At 60.4% G+C, this 14,603-nt stretch carries 9 protein-coding genes and 1 pseudogene; 8 read left to right on the top strand and 2 right to left on the bottom strand.

From position 1 onward, the window contains the following. The first annotated feature begins 299 nt into the window (after nt 1-299). Entirely contained in the window at nt 300-1,958 is a 1,659-nt protein-coding gene (locus AC066Y_RS40350) for an MFS transporter (RefSeq protein WP_478278696.1), read from the top strand. 141 nt (nt 1,959-2,099) lie between these two features. Here AC066Y_RS40350 and AC066Y_RS40345 read toward each other — a convergent pair. After that, nucleotides 2,100-2,426: pseudogene (locus tag AC066Y_RS40345) on the bottom strand (transposase); the annotation flags it as partial. A 1,341-nt stretch (nt 2,427-3,767) separates the two neighbouring features. On the opposite strand from AC066Y_RS40345, the gene AC066Y_RS40340 reads away from it, so the two are divergent. The 6 genes from AC066Y_RS40340 to AC066Y_RS40315 all read left to right on the top strand — a co-directional run bounded on the left by AC066Y_RS40340 (nt 3,768) and on the right by AC066Y_RS40315 (nt 12,263). Beyond that, complete coding sequence (locus tag AC066Y_RS40340) at nt 3,768-4,205, top strand: Crp/Fnr family transcriptional regulator (RefSeq protein WP_478278695.1); 438 nt, start codon at nt 3,768-3,770, stop codon at nt 4,203-4,205. A gap of 1,636 nt (nt 4,206-5,841) precedes the next feature. Further along, nucleotides 5,842-7,356, top strand: coding sequence for an FAD-dependent oxidoreductase (locus AC066Y_RS40335; protein ID WP_478278694.1), 1,515 nt, complete (start codon nt 5,842-5,844; stop codon nt 7,354-7,356). Between the two features lie 20 nt (nt 7,357-7,376). Then, entirely contained in the window at nt 7,377-8,684 is a 1,308-nt protein-coding gene (locus AC066Y_RS40330) for an aminotransferase class III-fold pyridoxal phosphate-dependent enzyme (RefSeq protein WP_478278693.1), read from the top strand. Nucleotides 8,685-8,715: 31 nt separating this feature from the next. Beyond that, a complete protein-coding gene (locus tag AC066Y_RS40325; RefSeq protein WP_478278692.1) occupies nt 8,716-9,654 on the top strand; it encodes a sulfotransferase family protein in 939 nt (312 codons plus the stop codon). Beyond that, the gene (locus AC066Y_RS40320) at nt 9,651-10,898 is read left to right on the top strand and encodes an MFS transporter (RefSeq protein ID WP_478278691.1); all 1,248 of its coding nucleotides are present in this window, start codon (nt 9,651-9,653) and stop codon (nt 10,896-10,898) included. The genes AC066Y_RS40325 and AC066Y_RS40320 overlap by 4 nt, the downstream gene beginning before the upstream one ends. Nucleotides 10,899-10,916: 18 nt before the next feature. Beyond that, nucleotides 10,917-12,263 (top strand): condensation domain-containing protein, encoded by a 1,347-nt coding sequence (locus AC066Y_RS40315; protein WP_478278690.1) that lies wholly within the window; start codon nt 10,917-10,919, stop codon nt 12,261-12,263. A gap of 678 nt (nt 12,264-12,941) precedes the next feature. Here the strand turns inward: AC066Y_RS40315 and AC066Y_RS40310 are convergent. Beyond that, entirely contained in the window at nt 12,942-13,589 is a 648-nt protein-coding gene (locus AC066Y_RS40310) for an FkbM family methyltransferase (protein WP_478278689.1), read from the bottom strand. Between the two features lie 880 nt (nt 13,590-14,469). On the opposite strand from AC066Y_RS40310, the gene AC066Y_RS40305 reads away from it, so the two are divergent. Next, the coding region (locus AC066Y_RS40305) for a transposase (RefSeq protein WP_478278703.1) at nt 14,470-14,603 on the top strand (134 nt) is incomplete at its 3' end.

The raw sequence follows: 14,603 nt of genomic DNA, 5'->3' as shown, positions 1-14,603 counted from the left end.
TCTCGCGACGAATGATTCCGCACTCGTGGACTTCGCCCATTTGTCCGTTACGTACAAAGTTTGCGCGCAAGCCATGTATCGTCTGTCAATGTGGCCATGCAAGCGACGCACTGGAGCGAATAGGCACGAAGCGGACCTCACTCATCCGATCGACAGCGCCCCGTAAGTCAGGAAAGCGTTCTTACTGAAATTGAGAGATCGGAAAGCGAGCCGAACACCGCCATGCGAGCGATATCGCGCCAGGAACATCCTTGTGATCCGCATCAGAATCAAATCATGGTAGATCATCACGATCTGACATGACCGACCCAACCACAGTCCAGTCGCGTAGCGCCGACGGCATCACGGCGCCTCTGCGGCACGCGACGTTTCGCCGTATCTGGCTTGCGAGCCTCCTGTCCAATATCGGCAGCTTGATTCAAGGTGTTGGTGCAGCCTGGGCGATGACGCAGATGACGTCCTCGGCTGACAAAGTCGCGTTGGTGCAGACCGCGCTATTGCTGCCAGTGATGCTGATTTCGATGCCAGCCGGCGCGATCGCCGATATGTACGATCGCCGCATCGTGGCGCTGGTTTCGCTTGGCATCGCGCTCGCCGGCGCAACCGGCCTGACGGTGGCCGCCTGGCTTGGCTTGGCCACACCGAACGTCTTGCTCGTACTCTGCTTCGTGGTCGGCAGCGGCATGGCACTTATGGGACCGGCGTGGCAATCGTCCGTAAGCGAACAAGTGCCGTTGGAAGCGCGGCTGCCTGCGGCGGTTGCGCTGAATGGCATCAGCTACAATATCGCACGGAGCGTCGGCCCGGCGATCGGCGGCGTGGTGGTAGCTAGCGCCGGTGCAGTGGCCGCATTCGCGCTCAACACGCTGCTCTATCTGCCGTTGATGACCGCGTTGTTCCTTTGGAAGCGCGTCAGCGCCCCCTCACGCCTGCCGCCTGAAAGATTGAGCCGCGCAATGGTGTCTGGCGTGCGCTACATCAGCAATTCGCCATCGATCAAAGTCGTATTGCTTCGCACCCTTGTAACCGGCGTCGGAAGCGGTGCGATTACTGCGCTGATGCCTCTGGTGGTGCGGGATGTGTTGCATGGCGACGCCCAGACCTACGGCATCATGCTCGGCGCCTTCGGCCTGGGTGCCGTGGTCGGCGCGCTGAACATCGCCGAGATCCGCAAACGAATGAGCGGCGAGGCTGCGATTCGTGCCTGCGCGTTGTCTATGGGCGCGGCGATGGCCGCGGTCGCGCTCAGCCGCCAACCGGTGTTGACTGCGGCGGCACTGGCCCTGGCTGGAGCCGTGTGGATGATGACATGGGCGGTGTTCAACATCGGGGTGCAGCTGTCGGCGCCGCGCTGGGTGACCGGACGCTCGCTTGCGGCCTATCAAGCGGCGAGCTCAGGTGGGATCGCCGTCGGCAGCTGGGGTTGGGGCCATCTGACCGACGCGGCCGGCGTTGAAACCGCGCTGCTGGTGTCGGCCGCCCTGATGCTCGCCTCACCACTCATCGGCCGTTGGCTACCCATGCCCCGTGTTGGCGCGCGCGGCGAAGAGCCCGAGCTGCTCGCCGATCCCGAAATACGGCTCGCCTTGACAGGACGCAGCGGGCCGCTCGTCGTCGAGATCGAATACCGAATTGCACAAGAGAATGCCCGCGTGTTTCACAACGTCATGCAAGATGTGCAATTGTCCCGCCAGCGCAACGGCGCCTATGGCTGGTCGATTGCGCGCGACATCGCCGATCCCGAGCTCTGGACCGAGCGTTATCACTTTCCGACGTGGTTCGATTATTTGCGCTGGCGCAACCGCCCGACCCAGTCGGAACGTGCCCTGGAACGGCGAGCCATTCACTTCCACATCGGTCCCGCGCCGGTACGTGTTCGGCGCATGCTGGAGAGGCCATTCGGCTCGGTACGCTGGAAGGACGACACGCCCGGGCACGCCAGCCCGTCTTGTTCATGATTGCCGGGCGGGGCAGCTGGAAGAGTTGCGGTCGGGGCGAAGGCGCGCGGGAACGCTTCGGCTTTTTCGCCGCTTTTCGACCCGACTTCGTGAACGCGTTGGAGGACGGCAGCGGGGTGACCGGGGCTGATGCCCCGCGCGTCAGGGTGCTTGCGGGACCAGAGCGTTTGCCAAGCCGCGGAACAGGTCGGCGTCGGGGCACGCCGCAGCGAAGGCAAGACGGACGCGGGTGGCGGTCTCGATGACGCGGGCTGCGATCTTGAGAAGCCTGAGCCTGATCGTGTTGAACTCGGCCGTTGCCAGATCGCGCGGCTTTGGGATGGCATCGCGCACGGCGAGGATGAGCCAATAGGCGGCGGTGTGGAAGACGAGGCGGACCTGGTTGGCGAGCGCCGAGCGGCAACTGGTGCGATCGGAGGCGAGCTGGGTCTTGTGCAGCTTGATCAGGTTCTCGGCCTGTCCGCGAGCGCGTCCGTCGCCTGCGAATTGACCATTCGGTATACGGCCGATCGCGTCAGCCGGATTGCTACTTTCGGCCCTCTGCATTTTGGGTGACATTGCGCAAGACGAGTTCAGAAAGCTGCACGACTATCTGCCTGAGACGTGCTATCTCCTGTCTGCAGCGCACCAACTCACGCTCTTCATCTGGCGTTGCCGACAATTCATAGCGGCTCCCAACCGCATGATTCATTTGCCCCTCTATCCGACCAATAACCGCGAACGACAGCTCAAGCACACCCTATTGCCTGTGATTGTACCGGTACATCGGTCTTTTTACGTCTCTGAACACCGTACGCAGCGATCCAACTGTCTCGCTAGCTCTGCCAATGTGCTATCTACGCTACAGATCAGGCCGTTTCGTACATAAACTCGGTGGCACGACGGGGCAGGACGTCGAGCTTTGTCCTCTTGGGGCCGGCTCGAATAATCACTTCGGATATCTATTGCCAGTCTGATCTGCACGTCACGTCGACAATAGGGCGCATCGACCCCGGACCGGTCCCAGGCTGACGAGACGATCGCCGTTCCTGCAGAGAAGGTCTGCCGGTCGTGTTTCGGGGGCTTCAGATCCGACCGCCCATTCGATGGCGTCCTTTCCATCCGCATTCATGATCGACAGAAAATTACATGTGCCTTTTGCGTAGGCAGATGAGCCGCCCCGGGCAACGGAATTGCCTTTCTTGGGTACCGTCAAGGCGCGATGCGGAAAGCGTCAGATGTCGAGCCGACGTTGGCTGCACGCTCGTAAGCCTTGACGCTCGGTTAGAGGGTCCCGCAGCCCGACGTCCACGACGATCGCGCGACCATGCTTCGTCGTTCTCCAGAAGTAAACGGTTTATCGTCGAGCTTTAAGGAATAGCCAGAAGGTCGTCGTCCGGTACGTTTGTGGCTATCCCGCATCTCCCCTTGAGATCGCGTAGAGCTCGAATGGGAGAGTAGAAGAAACGTTGAACATCAAGGGGAACCGTGCAGAATGGCCGCGGCCATAGCTAGTGGGGATAGGTGTCGATATCGGCGTACCCCGGCGATAGAACGGGGTACGCTTGCCGCACCAAATGCTCATAGCGCGGCTGCGGGGCGTCACAGGCTTGTCCGAGCAAGACCAAGCTGAGCTCGAAAGCATGCCTCACACCATCAAACGGTTTGCTCCGGGCGAGTGCCTGGCACGCCAGGGGGATCGGCCTGTAAGCTGTGCAGTCGTGATAGGCGGCTTTCTGTCTCGCCAAAGAGTGGCATCGGATCGGACTCAGATAACGTCCTTCTACGCACCTGGACATCCCCGACCTGCACACCCTTCACTTCCCGGAAATGGATCGCGATCTCGGCAGCATCGGCATGAGCATCATGGCCCTTGTACCCCACTCCTACCTTAAGGATATCCTCGCGAAGTCCGTTGCGCTCACCCATGCGTTTTGGCGGGAGACGTTGATTCATACGGCGATCTATCGCGAGTGGATCGAAAATCTTGGCTCCCGGGAAGCGCTGCCTCGACTTGCTCATCTTCTCTGCGAGATCGCCGCGAGGCTTGAGCTTGTCGGTCTTCTGGATAATGGTCGCTTCCATGTTCCGTTCACACAGCAAGACATCGCCGATGCATGCGGCCTTTCGACGGTGCACGTGAATCGGACAATCCAGGAGCTTAGGCGCAGGAAGCTCATTGAATGGAACGGACATGCTGTTGATCTTCTTCAGCGAGATCGACTCGAGTTGCTTGCAGAATTCCGTCCCTCCTATCTGATGCACTGAATTGCTTGGGCCGTTGCTGCCTGCGCAGCTTTGTCTAGACATCGCAGGCGGCGTTCACCATTCGACAGGCAAGACCGAGCTGGTATGTAATTGGCTTTGAGGCGAATGCATTGCTCGTGGGCGGAATCCAGGGCATTTTTTTGCCCGGCCAGCGCCCCGTCGCGATCTCGCGCAGCGAACGTGTGTCGCCGACGGATTTCGAGGAACGCCGGCAAGATCCACAAAATCTGCATCGTCAATCGCTGGGGAGCTCGCGGCCACGGGAGAGTGATTTCCGTGTTGCCAGCACAGCTTTGGCGCTTGGCTGTGATGTGCCCGCCGAATGAGCCGCGCCGCGCAACTCCCCGGTAAAGATGCTCGGACCGGGCACCGAGCCCATCATGCTCGGACCACCCCCGTCCAGTCTTGGTAAAATGATCATCGCGTATTTGAGATCGTCGACACCGACCGTGTCATTCGGCCGGCTAACAAGACGCTCAAAAGCGTGCGCTGCTCTGAAGATTCTCGGCCGCCAATCAGAAAGCACGTCAGCTTCTGGAAAGGCCAAAAGGCATGAGATCACATGGAAAACATGACGCGCAGCGCGTCTCGATCACGGTGTAGTACGCGACTATCAAAGAACGAGAGCAACACGTACGTCTGCTCCTCTCGAAGGTACTTAGCTGATTGCAAAAGGCCGTCCGCTTGAATTGCATGCGGGTCAGCTCAAAGAGCTTGAATCGCACGCGGCGGCACGTTGTATTATCTCAGAGTAGCTAACAAGGGAGTCCGAAAGGACCTACTGTTGCTGCCGTGATGAGACGCTGATGCGGTCGGTACGTGTGCAGCAGAGACCAACTCTACTGTTGCAACCATCGTCTATGAGATGACGCGAAAGAGGAACGCTCGACACCAGATCTGCCCGACATGATCCTTCGCAATTTGAATTTGCGGTGAAATCCTTGCCGCAAATAACCGTCGGCAGCCCTCCCTCTGTCGACGGAAGCTGGCGCGATGCTTAGCAGCCTCGCTCCCCCAGACTGACTCCGCCCGGCCATCGATGAGGCCGGGCCTTTTTTGCTGCCCATGAAGGGCGTATTGAGGCGCTCTAGCTGGCGTATAATGATTGCGGAGAGTTGAGAACGAATTTGAATTGCTGGTGGGTCCATCAGACCGGCCGCGTCTCTCGCGATCAAACCACGTACAATTCGTACGATGATATGCGAGAGTGGTGACCGATCGACGCATTCGAGCGACTGCGGCCTTAAAATCTTCCACATGGCGTCGCGAAGCCGCACTTGCGAGCACCTTCTCGATCACGACAATATGTGTTTAGTACCCGCATCGGGAGCACATGTGGGTGGATTTGCTTTGAGAGCTCTTAGATCTATCAAGAATCGCATTTCGCGCAAGTCGCTTGCTCATATTTATGCGGTTGCTGCCTCGAAGGGCTTGAATCGCACGCGGCGTCATATTGTATGATCTCACGGCGATGATCCTTAGCAGACGAGCGAAGCTAAACCGGATAATCCGGAGCGATCGCATGAATCAGCCGCGCGTCCAACGCTCTCGATGAGACTTAGTTCGATGGCACCTCCTCTCTAATGAACACGGCGCGATAGCGCATCGGCGATATTTGTTGCCAGAAGATGGGATAATGACGGCCGATATTGTTGATGTATGTGTAATCGGGAGTGGCGCCAGCGGCTCGACGGTCGCTCACGAGATCGCACAACGCGGATTGCGAGTACTCCTTCTCGAAGAGGGACGAACACTTCCTCCCGGCGCTTCGCTGGCGAGCGTCCAAAATGGCATGGATAGCGCCCTGGTGCAGTCTGCGGCAGGAACGTTGACGCCGTTCGGGCGTCCGTGGACCGTCTGCGCGCTCGGCGGCGGAATGACTTTGTATGCCGGAATAGCCTTCCGCTGTCGCGCCATCGATTTTGACGCACGAGCGCATGTGGCCGGGGACGCGCTCGACCCGAGCTGGCCAATCGACTACACGGACCTACGCCCATTCTATGATGAGCTGGAACAGCGCGTGGGAATAGCCCGCCTGGCCGGAGCGGATCCGCTCGAGCCGCCGAGCGATCTCCCCGTTCTGCCACCGCACCGATACAGCGTGCAGGGCCAGTTGATTGCCGATGCCGGAGCACGCTTGGGCCGGCTGCCGTTCCCCACTCCATTGGCAATCAACTCGATCCCACATCGCGGCCGGCCAGCCTGTCGCTGCGAGGGACCATGCAACGAACATCTGTGCCCGAGCGGCGCAAGGGCCGATGCATGCTCGCCGTTCACAGGTGTCGCCCTGCCGCCGGACGCGCTGACGATTGCGCTCGGCAGCAAGGCTGCCCGCATCGATCTCGGCAACGTCAGTCGAGCCGATTCGGTGGAATGGGTGGACACGCTCAACCGACAACGCGCTCGGGTCCGCGCCCGCTGCGTGGTACTCGCGGGTAACGCAGTGCAGTCTGCCGCCCTGCTCCTACGCTCGGCGCAGCCGGCAGCGCCCAACGGAATCGGCAACGCATCTGGCATGGTAGGCCGTGGTATCTCGTTTAAGATCAGCGGCTACGTGTCCGGTAGGACCACGTTGAATCCGCCGATCACGGCCCAGCCCGGCTGCCCCTTCTCCACTGTCGCGGTGTCCGATCACTACCTGGACGACGAGGCGCCTTCGGGGCTCGGCGGAATGATCTACGAAGCAAGTCCGCCTGAACGCACGGATTCCGACGGAGAGATAAGGCTACGGCTGCATTTTTTGGCAGCCGATCAACCCATGCGCAACAATGCGGTCCGGCTGGCCACCAGCCGGGACGGGCTAGGTTTGCCCAAGATCATTCTCGATTACCGGACCCACCCCCTCGACAAGCGCCGACTAGGCTACTTGTCGCGACATGCGTCGAACTTGCTGGCCGAGGCAGGGGCAAAACAAGTCGATTATCAAGATTCCAATTATCAGTTCGGCAGCGGACATCTGCATGGCGGCTGTCGGGCAGGAAGCGATCCGACACAATCGGTGGTTGACCGTTGGGGCCGCGTGCACGACATCGACAATCTCTATGTCGCGGATGGCGGCTTCTTCCCCTATGCCGGGGGCGTCAACCCGACCTTCACCATTCAGGCGAACGCGCTGCGGATCGCTCGAAGAATAGTCACGCAGCTGACGTAACGAGCGCAACGGAGACGGTTTTGTCGATCAGCACGCCTACTGCCGCCGTGACCGCGACCGACGGGCATGGATCGGCACTGCGACGCGCCCTGCGCGTCACCGCTTCGCAGAAGTGGGACCTCAACAGGCGTTTTCCGGTCGTGATGACGCGCGCTTTAGGCGCGCATGCATGGGACATCAATGGAAAGCAATACGTCGATTTCACTTCCTGTAGCGGTGCCGCGCCGCTCGGGGCCGGATACGAGCCGGTCGTGGCGCACGCAGCCGCTGAGATGCGCCGCACCGGCGGGATTCTGCCCGGACCGCTGTCCGTGCACCGGGTCGAATTGGCCGAACGGCTGGCGGAGATCTTCCCCGTCGCGGAACGCTCAATGTTTTTCCGCACCGGATCATGCGCTACCACCGCAGCCGTGCGCCTTGCCCGCGCGTTCACGGGCATCAACCATGTACTGACCAGCGGATATCACGGCTGGCATGACTGGCAGTTGCAGGACCGCCCCGAGATGGGGCTGCCCAATCGGGACCGCGACAGCGTGGACTTCCGCTACAACCTCGACTTGCTCGATGAGCTGGCAAGTGTCCAGCGCGTCGCCGCGGTGATCATCACCCCGGAGGTCAACTTCTTCCCGCCAGAATACCATCAGGAACTGCAGAGGCTGGTGCATCGGCACGGCGCCCTGCTTGTCCTTGACGAGGTGATGACCGGATTCCGCTACGCCCTTGGCGGGTACCACATGGCGGTCGGCCTCACGCCCGATTTGATTACACTGAGCAAAGGACTGGCGAACGGAATGGCGCTGTCGGCAGTCGCGGGCCGGGCGGACGTACTGGCCGCGGCCGAAAAGACATACATGGGAAACACCTACCAGCGCGAAGTAACCCCTTTCGCCGCTGCATTGAGCACCCTGCACGCCCTGCGCGACGGGACCGCGCTGGCCCGCATGCGCGAGGTCGGCGAGCAATTGATCAAGGGGCTCAACGGCGTCTTCACAACACAGCAAGTCGCGGCATGGGCGTTTGCCTGGCCCACCATGTTCGATGTCGTATTTGCTGACGCCGAGCTTGGCCATGCCTTCTTCCAGGAAATGTGGGGTCGGGGCTTCCTGATGCAGTATGGCGGGCGTTTTATGCCATCGGCGGCAGTGTCCGACACCGATGTGCAGGCCGCCGTCGAAGCGGCTGGAGAGGCCCTTCCGGCAGCGCTGTCCCGCATGGAGAACCCGGCTCGCGACCCGGATCCAGTCGCAGCTGCAGTACGGTTCGCCAGAGATCATTTCGTTGCCACCCCGGGAGCGGTTCGGCGCTGGTTCAATGCGCCCGTCCACTGACAAGCACGCATGTCGAACAGAGAACAGGGCCATGTCGCAGCCGGATCCATTTTCCACATCGCCGGTGCTGCTCGGAGGTGACAACCGGTCGGGCACCACCCTGCTGAGTATCGTGCTCGACTCGCATCTGGATCTGGTAGCCGGACCAGAGATCGACTTCCTCGAACCGCCCAATCTCGGGTCGCACATTCTTGGTGCCATCGATCTGCTTGCGGCCGATTCACGGCTCATGGGCGCAAGCAAGAACACAATCGATCCGTTCTGGTATGATGGGACGCATTTTGTGGTGCAGTGCCGCCGCTTCGGTCTCGACTTCGATGACGTGCGCGAACTTGTCAACAAGGTCATGGTCGTCACCGGCAATGACATTGTTTCGTTCGCCGACCGATGCCACCTCATTAACGAGATCGGCGAGTTGCGCCGGGCGCACAGCGGAGCGCAACGCTGGGGATTGAAACTGCAGGGGAAGATCACCCGGATCGACGACTTCGCCCGGCTGTGGCCGCGTGCACATTTCGTGCATATCGTGCGGGACGGCCGCGACGTTGCCGCCTCTCATCTGAGGACAGTTCCTGACTGGGGGTACCGAACAATTGCCGATGCCGCGCAGGGTTGGTCTGAAGTGGTGTCCCGGCCGCACAGAATCGCGCCGCCTGGCCGTTACCTCGAGGTGCGTTACGAGGACCTTGTCAGCAGTCCACGCACTACTCTGGCGGCGATTTTGGATCACCTCGGCTTGCCTTGGGACGAGGCCGTGCTGCGTCACGCTGAATACGAACACGCGTTGTTCGAACAACCGCACGACCATCCGGCAGCCGAGGCTGCGGGAAAGCCGCTGCATCAGGGGCGGATCGGTCGCCACGTCCAGGATTTGACGCCAGCTCAGATTTCGGAGTTCGAGGAGATCGCCGGAAGTGAACTGGCCCGACTAGGCTATCTGTCCGCCTCAACGCCGTCTGGCGACGCGTGAGCCGCCGGCGCCGATCTGGTGCGCCTCACCGGCTGCCAAGCAGCTACCTTGCGCTGCTCGTCGGTCAGACCATTTCCTTGCTGGGCTCCAACGTAACCATGCTGGCGCTGCCGCTGACTGCAATTACCCTGCTGGATGCCGGACCGGCGCAGGCGGGGCTCTTGCTGGCCTGCGGTCGGGCACCGTGCCTTTTCGTGAGCCTGTTCGCCGGGGTCATCGTCGACCGTCTCCCGCACCGACAAATCCTTCTGACGGCCAATGTGGTGATGGCGGTAACGCTCGCCACCATTCCGTTGTGCGCCAGCCTTGGACATCTGGGAATGGTTCAGCTGTACGTGACAACCGTGCTGGTTGGGGTAGCTGCGGTGATCGCCGACGTGGCTTATCTGGCGTGCATACCCACAGTCCTGGATCGATCTCAGCTGGTTCGGGCGCAGAGCTCATTGGAGTTCAGCCAAGCGACCGCGATGGCCGCAGGTCCGTTCCTGGCCGGCTGGCTCATCAACGCGTTCTCCGCTCCAACCGCAATCCTGGCCGACTCCGTCTCATTTCTGCTTGCCGCCGCGTTGCTCTCGCTGGTGCCGATGCGTGCCGCCTCATGCTCAGCGGCCCCCTCGAGCACTGTGCTCGTCCAAATGGCAGAAGGGTTGGCGAGTGTGTTCGGCAATCCAGTTTTAAGGGCCGTTACCCTGGCCACCGGCACATTCATCTTTTGGCACAACGCGTATTCTGCGGCTTTTCTCCTGCATCTGACCTGGAATCTCGAGTTCGACAGCCAAATCGTCGGCATGGTGCTCGGTATCGGCGCTCTCGGCGGTGTGGTGGGCGCGGCGGGCTCACCGTGGGCGGGCCGGACAATTGGGCTTGGTCCCGTATTAATGACCGGTTTGGCGGTGAGCGCGGCAGGCATGGGCCTTGCAGGCCTGCTCACCGGGCCCTGGTGGGCAGCAGTGACATGCGTGGCGCTCTCCCAATTCATTCTGTGGATCGGCCAGGGACTCTACCACGTGCAGCAAGTTCCAATTCGATATGCGTTGGTCCCGCAGCACCTGCAAGGCCGGGTCAATGCGAGCATCCGCAGCGTCGTGTGGGGACTGGGCTCGTTGGGCGCACTGGTCGGCGGTGCGGCCGCTGCTGCAACGAGCCTGCGCACCATGTTGCTGGCGAGCAGTGTGCTTGGCACCGCCTCGATAGTCTGGATCTGGCGCTCGCCGCTGCGCCGCATGCGTAGCTTGCATCTGTAACCATCGTGACGGCCCTTCATGGACATCAAGCAATTTTGCGATACTGATCGGCAGCCGGGTCGGCTGATGGTGTGGCGGGTCAGCGTTCCCGACCCGGTCAGCTGGCGGCCCGACCCGCGCCGTCCGTCCCATGTTCAGGAGGACCATCTTCGCTTTGCGCACGATGGCCGGCCCGGCTGGCTCGGCACCGCCTTCGACTTGCCGGGCGAGTTCAACAGCGCTGCGCTGACCAAATCGATCCTTGGCTGGGTCGACCGGCACGAGGCGCTACGCAGCCGGCTGGTCAAGGATGGATCGGCAATTCGTCGTGCCACGATTGATCCAGGCGCGGCAGCGCTTGAAAAAACCGTGGTTGGTGACTGCGCCGATCCCGATGAAATAGCTCAATTACTGGAAGAGCTGTTTGACGCAGAGACCAAGCCGCTGTCCTGGCCGGCATATGTCTTCGTGACGATCACCCGGCCGACATCGACAAGCCTCCTCTTGGCCTGCGACCACTCCGTGAGCGATGCCTACTCCATCGCTTTGGTGCCATACGAAATTCGCGAGCTGTACACAGCCGCAATCCTCGGAGTGGCGCCCGAGCTGGCACCGGTGAGCAGCTATCTGGACCACGCTGAATCCGAACGAGAGCGACTGGGCGATTTGACCGATGATCATCCTGCTATCGCTCACTGGCGCGAACTGATCGCCGCAAACGGCGGTCAATTGCCGGATTTTCCGCTACCACTCGGTGCGCCGGAGGGCACCTTACAACGCACAGGGCGAATGTGGCTGCTCGACGCGGCACAAGCATCTGAGTTCGATCGCGGCTGCAGGTTCCAGGGCGGAAACGCGACGACGGGATTATTCGCCTGTCTGGCGCTCGCCGGAAAGACACTGGCAGACCAACAAGAATTCCTCGCCGTTGCCCCCTTTCACACGCGGTACGATCTGCCCTCGATGCGCTCGGTAGGATGGTATGTCGGAATGAGCCCGGTGCGTTTCCGCCTGGCTGGCACGTTGCCGGAGCTCCTGCGCACCGCGCGGCTCGAGCTCAAGCGAGCCAAGAAAACCGCTCAGGTGCCATTTCCAAAAGCGATGGAGCTGCTCGGCACCGCGCTGCGCGACCGTTTCATGGTCTCTTATATGGACAATCGCACTGTGCCCGGGTCAGACCTGTGGCCGCAGTGGCGGACACGATTTATGATCAGTCGTAGCTCTGATGCTTGCGAGACATACCTGTGGATCAGTCGCTGGCAGGACGGGATTTACGTGCACTTCCGTCATCCTGGCAGCACCCTCGCGCGAACCGCGATGGATCGCTATCTCGCTGAAGTGGCCGCGCACGCTCATTACATCAGTCGCGCTCGTTCGCTGCTGTGACTTTCGAACTGACCAAAAGGCGCACAGCATCCTCACGTGCTTTTTTGCACTGGGCGACGATGGCACGCTCCTTGCCAAGCCCTGGCCGTGAGATTAATTCGTCCCAGAACGGCCGAGGAGCCCTACGGGATGATCGGATGCTGCAATTATGCTCGCATTGATAAAGGGAGCTTCAAATGAAGCCTGCTACTACAAGTTGTCCGCAGATGCAGACCCATTCGAACAAGGAAGACCCCAGGGATGGCGGACATCAACTCACGGCATGAGACAACAATAACGGCGCCGAGTGCGTGACGAAGTCCGACCAACTCAAGGAGCTACGCGAACTCATGCAATTGCTTTGGCATTTGTTCGAACGAGTGCACGAGCTTCCAAGAGGCCCAGAACATACAGCAGCCGTTCAGACGCTTAAACGCTTGGAGCGCCGGCTGGTAGTGCTGATTCAAGCATCTGAAACGGCTCGGGCGACTGACCGCAAACTCGCTGGTGGTGCCGGCTCGCTAAGCCGGTGATTGTCACACTCTCACCAAACAACCGCGAACAAAAAGGACGCTCGCAAGCCTGTCCGACCAGCTAATGTTTGTTCGCCCTATTGATCACTGGTTTTGAAGCTTTGGGCGGCATAAATTGCGCAAATCAGTCTGCCCGCTACGAATGAGCGTCGTATTCAAGTAGCCGCTAGAAGCGCGTATTTCTAAGCAATACATCGCCTTCCACGTCGCGCGGATAATGCGCCGCCACTTCGAACGACGGCAACAGGCCAAGAATGGCCTGGAGGGACAGCTGCCCTTCGTAGAGCTCGCGGTCGCTGTATTCCGTGTAGATGAAGCGCGTGTTGCTGACGGTCTGCATGCCGCCGGCGATGACGTCGGCTTCGGCTCCCTGGACATCCATCCAGATGAAATCGACCCTGTTCAGCCCGGCTTCGTTGCACCAATCGTCAAGCCGCCGCGTTTGAACCGGGACGGGACGGTCGAAACGAACCCAATCATACTCAGTCAGATGATTTTTCGGGCGGCGTATCGAGCCGGAAAGGTCCCATTCCTTCGCATCACCATCTGCATTGCTTGGATGGAATTCGATCATTCCGTTTCGATCGCTGATCGCGATTTCAAGCAACTTCACCTTATGGAGAGATGGACCCAGCTTCTTCTTGAAGCGCGCGATCGCTCTGGGGTCAGGCTCGAAGCAGTAGAGCTGCGCGTGCGGGCACAGGTTGAGAAAGTGTTGCGTGTCGGTCCCGTCGTTGCATCCGATATCCAGGATCACCGGATCCGACTTCTGAAGAAGGGAAACAATGTGCTGATGTATTTCCACAGAAGACACCGGTCTTTCCCCAATAGTTGAAATTTCCTGCTCGAAGCCGCAATCACATGCTAGACGCCCCCGCACAATGCATATCAACGTATATAATTCATATGCCCGTCCCCCCTTTATCCAAGGCCATCTGGACTGTGATACTAAAGGGGCGTCTGTCGCGGCGGGAGCCGTAGCGATTGTGTTAGGGCCACAGCCGGGCGAACGTAGATCGGGAGACGTGCACAAGAATCGGATAGCTATGCCGGTGTGCGGTCCCTCGCCCTCTAGATTAAAGATCATCTACGTCCAAACATCGTCGTGCCGGCGCATTACCCGTCGGCGGCTCTCGATGGAGCGGTCGAGACAGAATGACCGCTTCTGCGCAACGAAGACCAATCACCCTCGATCGCAGTTGCAGCCCAGCCAATGTCGCCCTGCCATCTGACAATCGGCGTTCCAGATTCGCACACTCACGATCCTTCGGCTCACAACTTTTAGGCTGTTTGGCCTGAAGGAGCGCGATCACGCCGAGCGTTGCTGAGGGTGCCCCAGGTCACGCTGACCGCCGCTGAATGATGGTCGCAGAACTCACCGCAACGTTCGCCGATCCCTGTACGGGCGCTCGGAGAAAACAGCATTGGTGCGGCCCGAACTCCCAAGGAGCATCGATCACGGCCAATCCGACGGGGCACGCGGCCTCCCAGGTCGTCGGGCCCTAGAGCCAATTGGTTGCCCCCGACGAATCGGCTCGGTTCCGGAAGGCTACGCCAATTCGGGCCGTCGACCGCTGGTCACGCTACGTTCCGCTACCCCTCACTTCGCAGGACCCGCGGTGTGCACCCAGAGACTGAACCTCCTCCGAATGAGTGGACACCTGTAGTAGGCTCATTGAGCGCGGAGGTGTCGAATGGAATGTCAACGTCGGTCGTTTACCGAGGAGTACAAGCGGCAAGCCGTTGAGCTGGTGGTGTCGAGCGGCCGCTCGATTACGTCGGTTGGCAAGGAACTTGGTCTGCGAGACTCGGTGCTGCGGCGCTGGGT

Source organism: Bradyrhizobium sp. USDA3010, from assembly GCF_056429065.1.
The sequence above is the reverse complement of the archived record's forward strand: the minus strand, read 5'-3'. Positions and strand labels throughout refer to the sequence as shown.

Excerpts from the sequence above, each read along its gene's own strand:
- AC066Y_RS40350 (WP_478278696.1), top strand. The coding sequence starts at position 300 with ATGACCGACCCAACCACAGTCCAGTCGCGTAGCGCCGACGGCATCACG.
- AC066Y_RS40340 (WP_478278695.1), top strand. The coding sequence starts at position 3,768 with ATGGATCGCGATCTCGGCAGCATCGGCATGAGCATCATGGCCCTTGTA.
- AC066Y_RS40335 (WP_478278694.1), top strand. The coding sequence starts at position 5,842 with ATGACGGCCGATATTGTTGATGTATGTGTAATCGGGAGTGGCGCCAGC.
- AC066Y_RS40325 (WP_478278692.1), top strand. The coding sequence starts at position 8,716 with ATGTCGCAGCCGGATCCATTTTCCACATCGCCGGTGCTGCTCGGAGGT.
- AC066Y_RS40315 (WP_478278690.1), top strand. The coding sequence starts at position 10,917 with ATGGACATCAAGCAATTTTGCGATACTGATCGGCAGCCGGGTCGGCTG.